Source organism: Mucilaginibacter oryzae (assembly GCF_003148845.1).
Taxonomy (GTDB): domain Bacteria; phylum Bacteroidota; class Bacteroidia; order Sphingobacteriales; family Sphingobacteriaceae; genus Mucilaginibacter; species Mucilaginibacter oryzae.
Map to the genome: position 1 here is coordinate 394,108 of NZ_QGHA01000004.1, position 18,662 is coordinate 412,769.

16 protein-coding genes are annotated in these 18,662 nt (G+C 44.4%); 11 read left to right on the forward strand and 5 right to left on the reverse strand.

The window, feature by feature from the left end; translation table 11 throughout:
• Window positions 1–49 precede the first annotated feature (49 nt).
• The 4 genes from LX99_RS13535 (at window position 50) to ahcY (ending at window position 2,589) form a co-directional block, all read left to right on the forward strand.
• A complete protein-coding gene (locus tag LX99_RS13535) occupies window positions 50–433 on the forward strand; it encodes a bactofilin family protein (RefSeq protein WP_109608352.1) in 384 nt (127 codons plus the stop codon).
• A 45-nt stretch (window positions 434–478) separates the two neighbouring features.
• Window positions 479–712 carry a UPF0175 family protein gene (locus LX99_RS13540; RefSeq protein ID WP_109608353.1) on the forward strand — a complete coding sequence of 78 codons (234 nt, stop codon included), beginning with the start codon at window positions 479–481 and terminating at the stop codon, window positions 710–712.
• Between the two features lie 30 nt (window positions 713–742).
• Window positions 743–1,159: a DUF3368 domain-containing protein gene (locus tag LX99_RS13545; protein ID WP_245927913.1), complete on the forward strand. Its 417-nt coding sequence runs from the start codon at window positions 743–745 to the stop codon at window positions 1,157–1,159.
• Between the two features lie 113 nt (window positions 1,160–1,272).
• A complete protein-coding gene (ahcY, locus tag LX99_RS13550; RefSeq protein ID WP_109608355.1) occupies window positions 1,273–2,589 on the forward strand; it encodes an adenosylhomocysteinase in 1,317 nt (438 codons plus the stop codon).
• Window positions 2,590–2,741: 152 nt separating this feature from the next.
• On the opposite strand, the gene LX99_RS13555 is transcribed toward ahcY, so the two are convergent.
• Window positions 2,742–3,740, reverse strand: a complete 999-nt coding sequence (locus tag LX99_RS13555) for a polysaccharide deacetylase family protein (RefSeq protein WP_245927914.1) — start codon at window positions 3,738–3,740, stop codon at window positions 2,742–2,744.
• Window positions 3,721–4,260, reverse strand: a complete 540-nt coding sequence (locus LX99_RS13560; protein ID WP_022831286.1) for a hypothetical protein — start codon at window positions 4,258–4,260, stop codon at window positions 3,721–3,723. The genes LX99_RS13555 and LX99_RS13560 overlap by 20 nt, the downstream gene beginning before the upstream one ends.
• A gap of 56 nt (window positions 4,261–4,316) precedes the next feature.
• Between LX99_RS13560 and LX99_RS13565 the strand changes: the two genes are divergently transcribed.
• A complete protein-coding gene (locus LX99_RS13565) occupies window positions 4,317–5,036 on the forward strand; it encodes a pyridoxine 5'-phosphate synthase (protein ID WP_109608473.1) in 720 nt (239 codons plus the stop codon).
• Here the strand turns inward: LX99_RS13565 and LX99_RS13570 are convergent.
• On the reverse strand, window positions 5,029–8,490 hold the full coding sequence (locus LX99_RS13570) for a gliding motility-associated C-terminal domain-containing protein (protein ID WP_109608356.1): 3,462 nt from the start codon (window positions 8,488–8,490) through the stop codon (window positions 5,029–5,031). The genes LX99_RS13565 and LX99_RS13570 overlap by 8 nt on opposite strands.
• A gap of 129 nt (window positions 8,491–8,619) precedes the next feature.
• Between LX99_RS13570 and gcvP the strand changes: the two genes are divergently transcribed.
• The 3 genes from gcvP (at window position 8,620) to LX99_RS13585 (ending at window position 12,619) form a co-directional block, all read left to right on the forward strand.
• Window positions 8,620–11,511, forward strand: a complete 2,892-nt coding sequence (gene gcvP / locus LX99_RS13575) for an aminomethyl-transferring glycine dehydrogenase (protein ID WP_109608357.1) — start codon at window positions 8,620–8,622, stop codon at window positions 11,509–11,511.
• A 178-nt stretch (window positions 11,512–11,689) separates the two neighbouring features.
• On the forward strand, window positions 11,690–12,001 hold the full coding sequence (locus tag LX99_RS13580) for an antibiotic biosynthesis monooxygenase family protein (RefSeq protein ID WP_109608358.1): 312 nt from the start codon (window positions 11,690–11,692) through the stop codon (window positions 11,999–12,001).
• A gap of 204 nt (window positions 12,002–12,205) precedes the next feature.
• Window positions 12,206–12,619: a response regulator gene (locus LX99_RS13585; protein WP_022831291.1), complete on the forward strand. Its 414-nt coding sequence runs from the start codon at window positions 12,206–12,208 to the stop codon at window positions 12,617–12,619.
• Between the two features lie 2 nt (window positions 12,620–12,621).
• Here LX99_RS13585 and LX99_RS13590 read toward each other — a convergent pair whose 3' ends face one another.
• A complete protein-coding gene (locus LX99_RS13590) occupies window positions 12,622–13,392 on the reverse strand; it encodes an MBL fold metallo-hydrolase (protein ID WP_109608359.1) in 771 nt (256 codons plus the stop codon).
• Window positions 13,393–13,474: 82 nt separating this feature from the next.
• Here LX99_RS13590 and recJ point away from each other — a divergent pair, with 82 nt between their 5' ends.
• The 3 genes from recJ to LX99_RS13605 all read left to right on the forward strand — a co-directional run bounded on the left by recJ (window position 13,475) and on the right by LX99_RS13605 (window position 17,556).
• The gene (gene recJ, locus LX99_RS13595) at window positions 13,475–15,205 is read left to right on the forward strand and encodes a single-stranded-DNA-specific exonuclease RecJ (protein ID WP_109608360.1); all 1,731 of its coding nucleotides are present in this window, start codon (window positions 13,475–13,477) and stop codon (window positions 15,203–15,205) included.
• A gap of 83 nt (window positions 15,206–15,288) precedes the next feature.
• Window positions 15,289–16,029: an LPS export ABC transporter ATP-binding protein gene (lptB, locus tag LX99_RS13600; RefSeq protein ID WP_022831177.1), complete on the forward strand. Its 741-nt coding sequence runs from the start codon at window positions 15,289–15,291 to the stop codon at window positions 16,027–16,029.
• A gap of 6 nt (window positions 16,030–16,035) precedes the next feature.
• The gene (locus LX99_RS13605) at window positions 16,036–17,556 is read left to right on the forward strand and encodes a GH3 auxin-responsive promoter family protein (RefSeq protein WP_109608361.1); all 1,521 of its coding nucleotides are present in this window, start codon (window positions 16,036–16,038) and stop codon (window positions 17,554–17,556) included.
• Window positions 17,557–17,615: 59 nt separating this feature from the next.
• Here LX99_RS13605 and folP read toward each other — a convergent pair whose 3' ends face one another.
• A complete protein-coding gene (gene folP / locus LX99_RS13610) occupies window positions 17,616–18,488 on the reverse strand; it encodes a dihydropteroate synthase (RefSeq protein WP_109608362.1) in 873 nt (290 codons plus the stop codon).
• Window positions 18,489–18,662 lie beyond the last annotated feature (174 nt).

The following is an 18,662-nucleotide window of genomic DNA, read 5'->3' on the forward strand; positions in this document are numbered from 1 at the left end:
TTCGATCGGAAGCTTATGACTAAAGACTTAAAACTTACGACTTAAAAGCATGACTATTTTTTCAAAAAAGGAGAAGGTTTCGCTACATCAGCAGGCTGTCTCAACCCTTATTAGCGAAGGCAGTGTTTTAGACGGTAATTTAAAAGCCCCGGCGTTTGCCCGTATCGACGGCCTGGTTAACGGCGATGTTAGTGTTGAAGAGGGCTTGATCCTTGGCGAAAAAGGCGAGGTAAAGGGCAACATCTCCACTAAAGAGATTGTAGTGTACGGTAAAGTAACCGGCGATATCATTACCTCATCGCTTGAGATCAGGGCTACAGGGCGCATTACCGGTAATATCAAAACGCAGCACCTATCAGTTGAAAATGGTGGGGTTTATAACGGGAATCTGCGTATGCAGCAAGGCGAGGCGCAAAAGCAATTAGCGGAGTAGGTAGTGGACTTTGGTTTTGATACTGAAAAATCGTATCTTTATACTATGACTACAATGACTTTAAATGTACCGGATGCTCTTGAAAAGGAGCATGATGAAACAGTGCGTTTTATTGCTGCCAAATTATATGAAGCAGGCAAGTTATCATTGGGTGAGGCAGCTGAGATGTGTGGAGTTGACAAGATAGATTTGCCCGCGGTATTGGCTGGCTTTAACGTAAATTACATTCAGTATACCTATGAGGACGTAATGGCTGATTTGGCGCGTATCAATGGCTGAATAGTTATTGCAGACACAAGCTGTTTAATATTGCTGGATAAAATTAGTGCTTTACATATTTTACCAGAGGTTTACGAACATATTTTAACCACGCCAGAGGTCGTAGCAGAGTTTCAAAAATCTTTACCTGATTGGATTGAAGTTATTCCGGTTAAAAATATTCAATTGAAGGCCGATTATAGTTTGAAGGTAGATGCTGGTGAGGCCAGCGCCATCGCGTTAGCTCAGGAAATTCCCAACGCTTTACATATAGTTGATGATTTTAAGGGGCGAAAGCTTGCTGATGAACTCAATATAAAATTTACAGGAACAATTGGTGTTTTGATAGCCGCAAAACAAAAAAACAAAATCCCATTGCTCAAGCCGTATTTTGACAAGGTTAAATCAACCAATTTTCGGATCGATCCTTTGTTGCTTCAAAAAATTCTGGATGAGTTAGAAGCGTAGTATCATGCTTCTTTATCAAATTGTTCCTTCATGCTTTTTCCCTGCCCCCAAATCAAACATTTCATTTTCACAAGGATATAAGTTAACTTTGCAGTCTCAAAATAAAAATTGATATGTCATCAGTAGAAACTGCATTCGTTAAATACAAAGTAAAAGATCTGTCACTGGCAGAGTGGGGGCGTAAAGAGATTGAACTGGCTGAGGCTGAGATGCCTGGCTTAATGGCTTTACGTAAAGAATACGGCCCGAGCCAGCCGCTTAAAGGCGCAAGGATTGCCGGCTGTTTACACATGACCATCCAAACCGCTGTTTTAATTGAAACCCTTACGGCGCTTGGTGCAGAAGTTACCTGGTCATCGTGCAACATTTTCTCTACCCAGGATCATGCCGCCGCGGCTATCGCTGCTGCCGGTATCTCTGTTTATGCCTGGAAAGGTATGAATGCCGAAGAGTTTGACTGGTGCATTGAACAAACTTTATTTTTTGGCGAAGACCGCCAGCCGCTTAACATGATCCTTGACGATGGCGGCGATTTAACCAACATGGTATTAGATAAATACCCTGAACTTATCGCTAATATCAAGGGCCTATCTGAAGAAACCACTACCGGTGTTCACCGTTTATACGAGCGCATGAAAGCAGGCACCCTGCCAATGCCCGCTATTAACGTTAACGACTCGGTTACCAAATCAAAATTTGATAACAAATATGGCTGCCGCGAATCGCTGGTTGACGCCATCCGCCGTGCTACCGACGTAATGATGGCCGGTAAAGTAGCCGTTGTTTGCGGTTATGGCGATGTAGGTAAAGGTTCGGCCGATTCATTGCGTAATGCTGGCGTACGTGTTATCGTTACCGAGATCGACCCGATCTGCGCCCTCCAGGCTGCTATGGAAGGTTATGAAGTTAAAAAACTAAGCACCGCCATTGCCGAAGCTGATATTGTAGTTACCGCTACCGGTAACAAAAACATTGTTCGCGAACAGCACTTCCGTGCTTTGAAAGATAAAGCTATTGTTTGTAACATTGGCCACTTTGATAATGAGATTGATATGGCCTGGCTAAACGGCGCTTACGGCGATACCAAAGTTGAGATTAAACCACAGGTTGATAAATACACTATTGAAGGAAAAGATGTTATCGTATTAGCCGAAGGCCGTTTGGTAAACTTAGGTTGCGCAACCGGTCACCCAAGCTTTGTAATGAGTAACTCATTCACCAACCAAACTTTAGCACAGTTGGAGCTTTGGACTAACAGCGCTGCTTACGAAAATAAAGTTTACACCCTGCCAAAACACCTTGACGAGAAAGTAGCCCGCCTGCACCTTGCCAAAATTGGTGTTGAACTGGAAGTTTTAGATCAGGATCAGGCCGAATATATCGGCGTAACTGTTGATGGTCCGTTTAAACCGGAATACTACCGTTATTAATCTTTTAAGGTAAAAGGATAAAGGCGAAAGGTTTTTGTTTGAAAAGGCATGGTTTTTTGACCATGCCTTTTTTATTTTGCTTGCCATGATGATTGTTTACGGCTCCCGCACAAAACTTACATCAATAAGTATTGCGCGACTGCAAGTCTTCCTCACGGCGCTTCGCTAAATTCCTCATCCACGCTCTCCCGCAAATCATAAAGCAGCCACTGTTTACTGGCTATTGATCGTGTTTTTGATTGCAGTAGTTTGATGAAATCATTAACCCCGACAGGCTCATTGCCATTTCCATGTATCAATACGATGCTGCCGTTACGCGGTTGCTGCCCTTTGGCCAGCCAGGCATCGGTACCAACCGGGATCAACCCGAAATTGGTAACCTGGTAAACCAGTTGCTGATCCGACACCAGTCCCGGGAACCTGAAAAATACGGATGGCAACAAACCATTACGCAGCATGGCTTTTTCGGTTTCCAAAACCTCATAACTAATATCGGTACCCGGTTCCAGCAAAAAGTTTTCTTTAAGCGGGGCTTTAAGGCTTACCCGGTGATTGAAAGAATGGTTTATCCAGGTGATATAAATTTCGCGATTGGCCTGCATCTGTTTCAGCCAGACCAGATCCTGCGGGTGTTGCCGCATCCAGATGCCTGTTATTGATAGGGCTACGGGTACAGGTCGCTCTACTTTTTTAAACTCGGTGAAAATATCGGTAAAAATGCGTTTATCAAGCGGGCGGTGTGATGGGCATAAATCGGCGGTGAGGCTGATGCCCGTTTGTTTGGGGATGCCGCTTTCAATACCGGCATCCTGTATACTTACTGATTGTTTTTCGGCTTTGTTAAGGGCTTTAACATAGGGCGTATTTTTAAAAAACTCGCGGGCCTGCTCTATGCTCATCGGCTTAATTTGGTAAAAGTTGCTTTCGTTTATTTTGGTTTCCAGCGTTTGCGGGTTAACCATCAGCAGGTAGTTGCGGTCCTCGTTATCAAAGCGGCGCAGTATCATCCAATCTTGCGGGTAATTATGCGCCCAACCGTAATAGGTTTTATAGTTTTCTATTTTACGGTAGATGGTTTGCGAAAAGGCATCACAGCAAAAAGTTACCAGGCTTAAAAACGTAAGGAATATTTTAGGCAGATGTTTGTTCATGTGTATTTGTTTTCCAGTTTTTGCCGGTAAAAATGCAGCTGATTACCAACGTGAGCATAAAAATAATTATCGGAATAAACATGTAACTATCAAAATGAGGATGTGTTACAGGTGCTTTAGGATATTCATGCCCGCCAAGTGCCGAAAGGGGAGGGTATATGGTCCAGCCTTTGGAGTTTGCATCAAATGTTTGTTCGATAATTAAAATAAACCGGTATATTTTAATCAAAGCAATAATGAGCCCGAAGTTGCAGGTTATCAAAATAAAGTTAACGAGGTTGCTTTTGTAACATTTAACAGCCGCACGGATAAAATAGAGTAAAGTGCTCAAAATAACGAAAGTTGATAATACCAGCGTTTGCCATGGCGAGGTAGACATTGCGAAGTAAGTATCGTGCATATTAATATCAAGCGTCATGCTGCCATATACCGCCCCAAATAAAACCGGCCAGCAAAAGTATGCTATTAAGTATATGGCGATGAGTATGCTTAGTTCAATTATAATTTGTTTAGGTTTCATGCCCTAAAGTTAAATATATCGGGCAATTTATTTAAATGATGCCTAACTTTGATGGCATGACCCGTCTATCTGTCAATATCAACAAAATAGCTACGCTGCGCAATTCGCGCGGAGGTAATAATCCCGATCTGATCCAGGTCGCCAAAGATTGCGAACGTTTCGGCGCGCAGGGCATCACCGTACATCCCCGCCCCGATGAGCGCCATATCCGTTATAATGATGTTTTCGAGCTTAAAAAAATAGTAACCACCGAGTTTAATATCGAGGGTAACTGCCAGGAGCAAAAGTTTATCGACCTGGTGCTGGCCAACAAGCCCGAACAGGTAACCCTGGTACCCGATGTGTTAGGGCAGATTACCTCAAACCATGGCTGGGATACCATCACCAACTATCATTATTTAAAAGATATGATAGCGGTGTTTAAAGAAGCCGGAATCCGCGTATCGATATTTGTTGATCCAGACCCAGCAATGGTTGAAGGCGCCGCCAAAACCGGTACAGATAGGGTTGAACTATACACTGAAGGTTATGCAACCCATTTTTCGCAAGGGAAAGAACAGGCTATTGCACCTTATATTGAAGCCGCTAAAGCTGCACAACAGGCAGGCCTCGGCCTTAATGCCGGGCACGATCTTGATCTGCATAACCTGAAATACTTTGCCCAAAATATTCCGGGTTTATTGGAGGTGAGTATTGGCCATGCTTTAGTAAGCGATGCTTTGTACTACGGTTTGGAAAATACCATCCAGATGTATTTGCGGGCTTGCGCTATCTGAGGATTGTTAAATTGCCCGACAGCAATTTGCAGCTTTTGCCCAAATTGATGATATAATAATATACCGCAGAGGGCAGCTTTAATCCATTGTAAGTGCCATCGAAGGGAATGCTGTAGCCCGTTGATTCATATATTTTTTGCCCGTAACGTGTAAATATCTGTATATGGGCCTGCGGATAATTTTCGGCACCTTTTATTTTCCAATAATCATTGTTACCGTCGCCATTTGGGGTAAAGACGTTTGGAATATCAATGGCCGAGAGGCTTATTGTTATGTCTGCCTTGGTTCGGGTACTTTCGCAGGTGCCAGATATTCTGCTGATGTAAAATGTGCTGCTTGCGTTTGCATTTATTTCGAAAATACCGCCAGGCTGCTCATCCAAAAAGGTATTATCTGTAAGCGAGCTATACAGCCGATAATTGCTGCCGGCCTGCGGAGAACTAACAGATAATTGCGCCTCTCCGGGCGAGCAAAGCTGTAATTTGTTAATTTCGGGAGCATCAACTATGTTGTCGGTATTTAAGATAGTGTATGAATGGCTGGCAATCAGTGCGCAATTACCCGCATCTTTCACCTGCAAAGTGTAGGTACCCGCGCCGATGCCGCTTATATCTTTCGAGGTGCCTAAACTCGCACCTGTCGCGTCTGTCCATAAATAGGTATAAGGTAACACACCACCGGTGATTTGAATGTTGCTGATAGCGGCAGTTTTTAAACCGCAATAGTCGTGGTTAAGGCTTTCCGAGTTTTCTCTGATCTGTAATGGTTGTGTTTCATTGATTATGTAAGGGGGCAGTATCAAAGTTTGGCAGCCGTTTGCATCAGCAAAAGAAACATAGTATTTGCCTGGTTTCAGGTTTGAAATGGTTGGTCCTGTGCCTGCCGGCTGCCCGTTTTCATCTGACCAACTGATAAATTTTACTCGGCTATCAGGGATTAACGAAATAGATCCATTATTTTGACCGGGGCAACTATTATTGATCACCGAGGGATACGCCGGGTAATTTATGATGGGTGTGGCATCTATGTGATAGGAACGACTTGTTTTACTGCATCCAAAATCGTTGCTGGCAATAAGTTGATAATCGCCGGGTGGTACATCGGTTAAATCGGGTTTAGTACCCACTGTGCTATTATCTGCCTTGTTTAACCATTGGTATTTGGTTGCGCCGGTTGCTGTTATTCCCTTAATGCTGCCATTGTTTTGGTTACAGGTGGTTGGGTTGTTGACGTATTTTGTTTCATCGAGTGTTATGCTGTTTACCTCTGGAATATTGATTTCCGACGAAAATATCTGTCCGCATTGGCTATCATCGGTAACTTTTAAAACATAAATACCGGCTGGTTGTCCCGTAAGTTCGTTGGTGGTGGAAACTTCCTCGTGTTGGGCGTTGAGCCAGCTGTATTTAATGTTGCCTGTACCAGTTACAATGATATTTTTAATGGAGCCGGTTGATTGGCCGCAACTGGTTGATTGTATATCGGGGTGTGATTGATCGATATTGGGGCCGTTGCTGTTTCTAATAACTACAGGGCCGTACGTAGTTGTACAGCCATCCGTTGTTGTTACCTTTAATGTGTAAGCACCTGGCGGTAGCAAATCTATATCAGTATTGTTGCCAATAATAGTATTGTTTGCGTTAGTCCAGGTTGTTTTGTCGATTTTAAGTTCTGGATCGTAAATAAATAAGTTTTTTATCGATCCGTTTTGCTGGCCGCAACTTGCATCGTTTTTTGTTATACTGTTATCATATATTATTATCCGGTTATCCTTAATTTCAAGCAGATCGCTGGTAATACAGCCGGTACCTAATACAAGCCTGTATTTTCCGGGTTTATCGGTTGATAATATAAGATTATTAGATACGAATATGCCATTTTCATCCTCCCAGTGGTAACTAAGCCCTTGCGGTACTTCAATACCCGAAATAGTTCCCTTGGTACCACACCGAATATCGGCAATTACAATATTTTTAGTATCAACCTCGTAGGTTTTGAAAAGCGATGTCCGGTTATTGAGTGTGGCCGAAACATAAAATATTCCGCCAAAGTCGGATAGGTTCGTTTTCCAATTGCCGTTAGCATCTGCCGTAACGGTTTTAATAAGCATCCTTATACTGCATTGCGTATACTGGCATGATTCGGACGAATAAATATCAACGGTGGCTAAAGGCGTGGATGTACCCGTTAAAGTTGTTACCAGGTTATTTGTGATTGTTTTGTCGATTGTAATATAGGGGATGCTGCCATCTGTATTATCATTAGTGTAAGCCGTTTTATAAACCAGGCATTCATATTCATTATTACGCAGCAGTATATTAGTTGATTTGCTTGCCCCAACGGCCGAAAATGAGTAAGCAAAAAAATTGCCTTTATTATTGTCATTTCCCCCGATATTTACCTGTGCATTTGAATTGAGAATAGAAATTGCAGTGCCTTCATAAGAAGTAACATGCGGAAAATTAAGCCTTGTTGACTTATCTCTCGCAATACCGAAATAATTGCTGTTGATATCTACCGTACCTTTAACCGCGTTAATACGGAAAACATTACCAAAATTACCGGCTATATTATTGTTAAAATTGAAAGCGACGGTTGCGGCTGCGTTAACGTTATCAGTGCCATATTCATTGATGAAATCGGTATTTATGCGAACGTAAAACATTTCATCAGCTGCTGTTGTAATACCATCTTTAAGCACCCCGAAGTTATTTGATTTGATATCGAGTTTATTGCCAACCGAGTTTTGTGGAAAGTTAATGTTTGTAGCACAAAGTAATACGTTCCCTTGTTGGCTGTCGCCGCCTATCAATATATTGTTACAGTCAATAATGTCTATGGGAGCGCCTTGTCTAAAATCACTGTAATCAACATGTAAACCAATGGTGTTGGCCTGCATAGTTATGTTGTTTATATGGCTAAGCGCTATCGAGTTGGTATAAAAGCCTGTTATAAGATTGCCTTTACCGGTTGCACCGATTATTATATTACTGCCGTTAGATATATTTATGGCATTTCTGGCTTTAAGATCAACGTATAAAATGCCGATGCTCGAATAGTCGTCAAGAAACAAGGCGTACACTTCAACATTGTTAACAGATGATCCGTTTAGGATTGTACATGCCTCGAGATTAACGGGAGTTGAAATTTTTATTTTGGCATCACTGGTTAAAAAAGGAAGTCCAGGCTGTGCAGATGCGTCAATAACCAGGTTTGGGGAAACATCTGGCAGCTGCGTTGCTAACTGTATCGTTCTCGCGGCGTCACTTAATCCCGGCAAATTAAAATAAATATAATCTTTTGTAGCGCTGCCATTAGCCGCTGCAAGCGTCAACGCTTCGCGCAAGGTACCCAGCCCCGAATCGGCATTACTGGTAACGGTAAAAACAGCCGAAAAGCTTTTTAAGCTGATGAAAAGTAAAACTGTGATGAAAAGTAAAATCCGCCTGCCCACTATGTTTAGGTAATTGCTGCAAATTAACGCTTTTTCCCTGTAAATGCACTGTCAATATCATATTACCCAATTGTTACTCATGTTGTAAAATTGTACCTTTGCGCTAAATTTAAGAGGGACGACTATTTCATGAAGTTGAACACAACCTACCAGGAGCAGTTTCAGTCGAGACACATTGCTCCGAGTGAGGCCGATACGGCCAAAATGTTGAAAACCATCGGTGTTGAAACACTCGATGAGCTGATAGGGCAAACAGTGCCCCAAAAAATCAGGCTTACCAAACCGCTTAACCTGCCGCCGGCTAAAAGTGAGTTTGATTACCTGAATACCTTAAAGCAAACCGCTTCAAAAAACAAAGTTTTCAAATCATTTATCGGTAAAGGTTACTATGATGTGATCGTTCCGGGTGTTATTCAGCGTAATATACTTGAAAACCCCGGATGGTACACGCAATACACGCCTTACCAGGCCGAAATTGCGCAGGGCCGTTTGCAGGCTTTGTTAAATTTCCAAACCATGATCATCGACCTGACCGGGATGGAAATTGCCAATGCTTCATTGCTTGACGAGGGTACTGCCGCCGCCGAGGCGATGTTTATGCAATACTCTTTGCGTAAAAACAACAGCGCCAATGTGTTCTTTGTATCTGAAGAGTTGTTCCCGCAAACTGTTGATATTTTAAAAACCCGCTCCGAGCCTTATGGCATTGAGCTAAGGATAGGCGATCACCGCACGGTGGAACTTACCGACGATATGTTCGGTGCCATTGTACAATATCCTGCCGGTGATGGCGCTGTTTATAATTATACTGGTTTTGCCGCTAAAGCTCACGAAAAAGGCATTAAGCTAACCGTTGTTGCCGATATCATGAGCCTTGCCCTGTTAACGCCTCCGGGCGAGTGGGGTGCCGACATTGTGGTAGGTTCATCACAACGCTTCGGTATACCTATGGGCTTTGGCGGTCCGCATGCGGCTTTCTTTGCTACTAAAGAAGAGTACAAACGTTCAATTCCGGGCCGTATTATCGGTGTAACCATTGATAGTGCCGGTAACTATGCCTTGCGTATGGCTTTGCAAACCCGCGAGCAGCACATCCGCCGGGATAAAGCTACCTCAAACATCTGTACTGCCCAGGCCTTGTTGGCTATTATGGCAGGCATGTATGCTGTTTATCACGGTCCGGATGGCATTAAACGGATTGCCGGGCGTATCCACGGGTTGGCGGTGTTAACAGCTAAAACTTTAGGCCAGTTAGGTTACGAACAGCTTAACGAAGCTTATTTTGATACCGTTAAGTTTGATGTAGGCCATTTAGCAGGCCCAATCCACTCTGAAGCCTTAAACAACGAAATGAACCTGAACTACCAAGGTTCGGTAGTTACCATAAGTATTGATGAAACTACTTCGGTTGAGGATATTAAAACCATTGTGCGCTTTTTTGCCAAGGTAAAAGGTAAAACAATTAACGATGTAGATTTTGACGGCCTTAATGCCGCTGTTGAAACCGTTATCCCGGCCGGGTTGCAGCGTACTTCGGCTTATTTAACGCACAGCCTGTTCAACACCCACAGGTCTGAACATGAAATGCTGCGTTACATCAAATCATTGGAAGCGAAAGATCTTTCGCTTTGCCACTCGATGATCGCCTTAGGTTCGTGTACCATGAAGCTGAATGCTACTACCGAAATGGTGCCTGTTACCTGGGCCGAATTCAGCAAAATACACCCATTTGCACCAACCGACCAGGTTGGCGGTTATATGCAACTGTTTGATGAGATCAATAACTGGTTAAGCGAGATTACCGGCTTTGCAGCCATGAGCTTACAGCCAAATGCCGGTGCTCAAGGTGAATACGCCGGTTTAATGGTGATCCGCGCTTATCATCACGACAGGGGCGATGCTCACCGTAACATCGCTTTGATCCCGTCATCAGCACATGGTACCAACCCGGCATCCGCAGCTATGGCCGGTATGAAAATAGTAGTGGTTAAATGTGATGATAACGGTAATATTGATGTTGCCGATATGCGCGCCAAAGCCGAGCAATATAAAAACGAACTTTCATGTTTGATGGTTACTTACCCATCAACCCACGGTGTGTTTGAAGAAAGCATCATCGAAATCTGCGAGATCATTCACGAAAATGGCGGCCAGGTTTATATGGATGGCGCCAATATGAACGCGCAGGTAGGCTTGACCAGTCCGGCTAATATCGGTGCCGATGTTTGCCACCTTAACTTGCATAAAACATTCTGTATCCCACATGGCGGCGGCGGCCCGGGTATGGGGCCTATTGGCGTGGCTAAACACCTGGTGCCTTATTTGCCGGGTCACGCTGTGGTAGATATCGACAGGGGCAAATCAATCCACGCGGTTTCGGCCGCGCCATGGGGCTCTGCTTCTATCTTAATTATTTCGCATGCTTACATCGCCATGATGGGTGCCGAAGGCTTAACCAATGCTACCCGTTACGCTATCCTTAACGCTAACTATATCAAAGCAAGGTTGCAGGAACATTATCCTGTGCTTTATACTGGCGCTAACGGCCGCTGCGCGCACGAAATGATTTTAGATTGCCGCTCGTTTAAACCGGCTGGTATCGAGGTTACCGATATCGCGAAACGTTTAATGGATTATGGTTTCCACGCGCCAACCGTTTCATTCCCGGTTGCGGGCACCGTAATGGTTGAGCCAACCGAATCGGAACCTAAGCATGAGCTTGACCGTTTCTGCGATGCCATGATCGCTATCCGCCATGAAATTGCCGATGTGATGGACGGGATCTCTGATAAAACAGACAACCCGCTAAAAAATGCGCCGCATACAGTATCCGTAATTACCGGCAACGAGTGGGAGCATACCTATACCCGCCAAAAAGCGGCATTCCCGCTGCCTTATGTAGCTGCCAATAAATTCTGGCCATCGGTGGGCAGGGTAAATGATACTTACGGCGATAGAACACTGATTTGCTCATGCCCCCCTGTGGAAGAATATGAGTTTGAAGAAAGCGTGATTGAATAATAGCAAATACGCAGATTTTAAATTTGCGGATATGCAGCTGATAAATGTGCAGGTGATGATGAATTACCTGCACATTTTTATTTAATTTAGATTTACGGAATAAGCGGGCTATTCAAGTATCCGGGTTTATCCGCATAAGTAGAACTTATTAACTGAAACCTAAAATTCGCACAATTAGATGACCGCTTCAACACCGCGCCCTCCTTACTATGCTGTAATATTTACATCGGTACGTACACCGGGTGATGAGGGTTATGGTGAAATGGCTGCCGAAATGGACCGGCTGGCCAGGCAGCAACCCGGTTTTTTAGGTGTCGAGTCGGCACGTAATGATGTAGGCATTACGGTATCGTACTGGGCAACGTTAGATGCCATTAAGAACTGGAAAGCTAATGCGCACCATTTGTTTGCCCAGCAGCAAGGGCGCGAAAAATGGTACGAAAGTTACCAGGTGCGGATTTGTAAAGTTGAGCACGACTATAGCTTTTAAACAGTTGCCGTGCCTTAGTTATCTTTGTGCGCTGATTTCTGTGTGTGAAACTTTTATTAATTTTCACGTTAAAATAAATTAACCCTGCTATAGGTTATTTACGTGTATTGTTAAATAATATAGTTTTTTTTGTTTTACAACAAAAAGGTGTAAAACTTTTTAACCATGTTCCCGTATAACGATTACGCGCTTTAAATTATAAACATGACGATTAACAACAAAGCCATAAGTGTACTGCTGGTTGATGATGACGAGATCAACAACTTTATTTCGATAAAACTGATAAAAAAGGCTTTATTGAACACGGAAATTATGGCCTGCCTTAACGGAAAATACGCGATTGAGCAATTGTCTGAGATCCAGAGGAACGACCCGGCCAAACTGCCTGATTATATTTTGCTTGATATTAATATGCCTATTATGAATGGTTGGGAGTTTTTAGACGAGTATCAACGTTTAAACCTTGACCCGCTGGGTAAAAGCAAAATTTATATTATTTCGTCATCTGTATTCAGTAATGATATCAATAAGGCACGCTCATACCCGCTTGTAAAGGATTTTGTTTCCAAGCCGCTTAACGTTGAAAAAATAAAGGAGCTTTTTGATGTATCTGACTAAAGCTAAACCGGCTTCACTTTAAAATGCTCGCCTTCTGTTTCAACCGTACCAATGGCAAATGATTTAGAATGGTAAAAAAGGCATTTCCAACCTTCGGAGGCGGCTTTTTTACCATATTCTTCCCGCAGCATCATCGCCTTACGGCCATCCATATCATATTTGGCAATAAATTTCCGCAGTAGTTGTTCAGGCTCCGGCAATTCATCTCCTCCAAAAAATACCTTTTCCCCTTCCATATTAAACCAAAATACCTGGTGCGCGGGGCAATGTCCGCCCGAATGCTCATACCTGATACCGGGTTTAAATTCGCCGCTGCCTTCAACAAAGGTAATTTTAGCCCCGGCCTGTAAAGCCTCAAATATTTCAACGTGATAGGATGAACCTTTGCCGCTCAGGCCAAATTCCCATTCCTGTTTGTTAATTACATGCTCGGCCTGCGGAAAGCTCGGAACCAGTTTGCCGCCCCGCTCTACCACAAGGCCGCCAGAATGATCATAATGCAGGTGCGACATCAGTACAAGGGTTACATCATCGGGATCGAAGCCGGCGTTACGGATGTTCTGGTGCAGCATCAGTTCATCGCGGGTATCCTTAAAACCTAAACCTGTATCTAAAACTATCAGGTCGGTGTTGGTTTTAATTAAAAACGGGTTAACGTGGATGAATAATGAGGCGGGACGATCTTTCGGGTTATCAGTTTCGGGGTTAAAAGGGATAAACTTTTTAGTGGCATCAACCGAATAAGAGCCCTCGCCTAAAGCAAAAAATTCCATAGTAAACTATCTGTCAGATTTTGGATGTAACTTTGCCGCTTTAACAGGGCATAGTATATTTACTGTTTAAAGCTGCAAAGATATGAATAAACGTTGGGCGCTAAGAGATAATATAAACCACGATGATGTAATAAAATTAGCCGCCGAACTTAATATAGATACCGTTTTAAGCAGCCTGCTGGTGCAGCGCGGTATCAGCACTTTTGAAGATGCCCGTTACTTTTTCAGGCCCGATTACCGGCACCTGCACGATCCTTTTTTAATGAAGGATATGGAGAAGGCTATTGTGCGTATTGAACAGGCTATTGAAAAAGGTGAAAAAATCATGATTTATGGTGATTATGATGTGGATGGCACTACCGCGGTGGCGCTTACCTACAGCTTTTTCAAGAAGCTTTACGATAATACAGATTACTACATTCCCGACAGGTATAAAGAGGGTTATGGCATCTCAACCCAGGGTATAGACTATGCTGCCCAAACGGGCGTTCATTTGATCATCGCGTTGGACTGCGGGATCAAATCTGTTGATAAAATTGATTACGCCAATGAAAAGGGCATTGATTTTATCATCTGCGATCACCACCTGCCCGGAGCTTCCATTCCTAACGCAGTGGCAGTTCTGGATCCTAAACGCGAAGATTGCGAATATCCCTACAAAGAACTATCGGGCTGCGGCATCGGCTTTAAACTGATCCAGGCTTATGCCGAAAAAAATAATATCCCGCAGGAGGAGGTGAATTGCTACCTTGACCTGGTGGTGATCAGTATTGCCTGCGATATTGTACACATTACCGGCGAAAACAGGGTGCTGGCACACTTCGGGCTGAATAAAATAAATACTGATCCCTGTACCGGTGTTAAGGCATTGATGGAGATTGCCGGAAGAACAGGACCGTATACCATATCGGACGTGGTATTTCTGCTCGGCCCACGGATTAACGCCGCCGGGCGAATTGATGATGCCAGGCACGCGGTAGCCTTGCTGATAGCCACCCATCAGGACATCGCCAAAGAGCAAAGCGCGCTGATTAATGTGCACAATACCGAGCGTAAAGGGCATGATTTAACTATTACCGACGAGGCGCTGAGCATGATCAGCAATGATGCCGTGCTGGCATCCCGTAAATCGACGGTGGTGTTTAACGAAAACTGGCATAAAGGCGTTATCGGGATTGTGGCATCCCGCCTTACCGAAAAGTATTACCGGCCAACCATTGTGTTAACCCGCTCAAACGGGCATGTGGCAGGTTCGGCCCGTTCTGTGCTGGGGTATGATTTGTACGAGGCGCTTTGCGGCTGTAAGGATCTGCTGATCCAGTTTGGCGGGCACAAATATGCGGCAGGCCTTACTATGCATCCCGATAATCTTGAGGCATTTATCAACAGGTTTGAAGAAGTGGTAAGCGCAACCATAAAACCCGAACAATTGATACAGCAGATACAAATTGATGCCGAATTACGTTTAAGCCAGATAGAAGCCAAATTTTTCAGGATCCTGAACCAGTTTGCGCCTTTCGGTCCCGAAAATATGGCACCTGTTTTCATAAGTAAAAATGTGTATGTTAGCGGTAACGCGGGCCTGGTAGGCGGTTCGCACATTAAAATGAGCGTAATGCAGGAAGATTCGGCCGCGTTTGATTGTATTGCCTTTAACCATGGCCAATATATTGAGCAACTAAGGGCCGGGGTGCCGTTTGACATGTGCTACTCGATAGAAGAAAACGTTTGGAGGGAAAGGAGAACGATACAGTTGAATGTGAAAGGGATACGAATAACCCCACCCAACCCTCCCCGGGAGGGAGGGCTTTAAAAATATAAAGTCAGGTATTTACATCAATATTAATTAAAACAAAATAAAAAGTCTCCCCTTCCGGGGGAGATTTAGAGGGGGTTATGATACTAAGAGCAGATAATTTAGTTAAAAAATACAAGCAGCGTACCGTTGTAAACGATGTATCGTTTGATGTGGCGCAGGGCGAAATTGTTGGTTTGTTGGGCCCCAATGGTGCCGGCAAAACCACTTCGTTTTATATGATTGTGGGTTTGATAAAACCGAACGAAGGTGTTATCCACCTGGACGATGACAATATTACCCAGGATCCAATGTACCGTCGCGCCCAGAAAGGCATCGGTTACCTGGCGCAGGAGGCATCGGTGTTCAGGAAGCTTTCGGTGGAAGATAATATCAAAGCCGTACTGGAGATGGGTAAGATGTCTAAAGATCAACAGAAAGATAAGCTGGAAGAACTGATAGATGAGTTTAGCCTGCATAAAGTACGCCGAAACCGCGGCGACCTGCTATCGGGAGGTGAACGCCGCCGTACCGAAATTGCCCGGGCTTTGGCCGCTGAGCCTAATTTTATTTTACTGGATGAGCCTTTTGCCGGGGTTGACCCGATAGCTGTAGAGGAGATCCAGGCTATGGTAGCTAAGCTGCGTACACGTAACATTGGCATATTGATTACCGACCACAACGTTCAGGAAACGCTTTCGATCACAGATCGGGCTTACCTGCTTTTTGAAGGTAAAATATTAGAATCGGGCGTTCCTGAGGTGTTGGCCGAGAACGAAATGGTGAGGAAAGTGTATCTTGGGGCAAACTTTGTACTTAAACGAAAAGTTTTTCCTCAATAACAGCTTATGACCCTCTTTAACTCCGTATTTACCTGGTTCATGAAAAAGCGTATCCACCAGATTGAGCTTTTTATGAAATATCCGAATGAAGTGCAGGAAGAATGGTTTGAGCAACTGATTTCGGTTGCAGAAAACACTGAATGGGGCAAAAAACATCATTATAAAAGCATTGAAAACCTGGGCCAGTTCAAAGAGCAGGTGCCGATACAAAACTACGATACATTAAAGCCCTACATTGAGCGAATGCTGAAAGGCGAAAAGAATGTTTTGTGGCCGTCAGAGATCCGCTGGTTTGCCAAATCGTCGGGAACTACTAACGACAGGAGCAAATTTATCCCCGTAAGCGAGGAGGCTTTAGAGGAATGCCATTTTAAAGGTGGTAAAGACCTGCTTACCATTTATTTCAATAACCAGCCCAACGCCCGGATGTTTACCGGTAAGATATTGACGTTGGGCGGCAGCCATCAGATCAGTCAGTTAAGTCCGGATACATCTTTTGGCGATCTCTCGGCGGTGATTATGAAAAACCTGCCCATGTGGGCCGAGTTTCACCGCACACCGCATTTAGATATCGCCCTGCTGGAGAATTTTGAGGAAAAAATCGAAAAAATAGCCCATGCCACCAAGGATGTGAACGTAACCAGCATTAGCGGCGTACCTACCTGGAATTTGGTGCTGTTTAAACGCATTTTGGAAATAACGGGTAAAAATAACCTGCTGGAAGTATGGCCTAACCTGGAGATGTATTTTCACGGCGCGGTTAACTTTACCCCATACCGCGAGCAGTTTAAAAAGCTGATCCCCAACGAGGATATGTATTACCTCGAAAATTATAACGCATCAGAAGGTTTCTTCGGCATCCAGGATACCAAAGAACCCGGCGATATGCTCCTGATGTTGGACTACGGTATTTTTTACGAGTTTTTACCGGTAGAAAACCTGCACGATGAAAACCCCCGTACCCTCACCCTTGATGAGGTGGAGTTGAATAAAAATTACGCGCTCATTATTTCAACCAATGCCGGTTTATGGCGCTATATGATAGGGGATACCATCAGGTTCTCGTCGCTTGACCCGTTCCGGATCCAGATTACCGGCCGCACCAAACATTTTATCAATGCCTTTGGCGAGGAAGTGATTATTGATAACGCCGAACGCGCTTTGGAAGAAGCCTGCACACAAACCGGTGCCGTAATCAGGGAATATACTGCCGCCCCCGTTTATTTTAATGGCGATGATTGCGGCGCCCACGAATGGATTATTGAGTTTGAGAAAAAGCCTGCCGAGTTTGAACGCTTTGTTGACCTGTTGGATGAAACCTTGCGCCGGGTTAACTCTGATTATGATGCCAAGCGTTTTAAAGACCTTGCGCTGCGCAGGCCGATAGTTCGCCGCGCGCCGGATGGTACTTTTTTTAATTGGATGCGGGAGAAAGGCAAGTTGGGCGGGCAGCACAAAGTGCCGAGGCTGGCTAACGACAGGGAATATGTGGATTCGATATTGAAAATGATGGAGTTGGTGGGGTAGAGAGCAGGCCAGAGGCCTGGGGATAGTTACCACCCGGCTGGCCGCCCGCCGAGCGGTAATTATTGCCAGGTCTCCGACCGACCCTCAACCGCCTCCCAGATCTTCACCGCCTCCACCGCCTCCTTCACATCATGTACCCTTAAAATATCTGTACCCTTGGTTAGAGCAATAGTGTTCAGAACTGTAGTGCCGTTCAACGCCTCAGCGGCAGTGTTGCCCAACAATCCGTAGATCATCCTCTTGCGCGAAATGCCTGTAAGCACCGGCAAACCAAGCGTTTTAAACTCGTCCATCCTGTTTAACAAAGCATAGCTATGCTCTGCAGTTTTGGCGAAGCCAAAACCGGGGTCGAGGATTACATCATGTATGCCGAGACGTTTTAGCTGCTGATACTTACCGGCCAGATGATCAAATACTTCGTTAAAAACATCATCATATTGCGCCAATTGTGTCATGGTTTGGGGGGTACCTTTCATGTGCATTAAAATATAAGGCACCTGTAAGCGGGCTACCGTAGCAAACATGTCATCATCGAGCGTACCTCCGCCAATGTCATTGATGATGTGCGCCCCCGCTTTAATAGCTGCTTCTGCTACACCGGCGCGAAAAGTATCTATCGACATAACAGCTTCCGGAAATGCCTTAGCAATAGCCTCAACAACAGGCAATAACCGGTCTGTTTCTTCCTGGGTAGAAATATCAACAGCCCCGGGCCGTGATGAATAAGCGCCGAGATCAAGGAAGGTAGCCCCATCGGCAAGCATTTTTTCTGCCTGTTGCAGGGCTTCGTCTACGCCTTGTTTCCGGCTATCTGCAAAGAAAGAATCGGGGGTAGTATTGATAATGCCCATCACTTTGGGGCTCGACAGGTCGATCAACCGGCCACCCACTTTGAGTGTAACTTTTTTACCGAAAAATGTATTTTTAGCCACGGTTAGTTAAGTGTTGCAAAGTTATAATACGGCAAAGTTAACTAACTTTACAGGCGCAGGCTTCAAAACCTTCCAACATTTAAACTTTACAACGTTACAACAAACAAAACACATCATCCTTTGACTAACACAGCTGCAGAATACGAAGGCGTAATTAATGTATGTAAAGGTCTA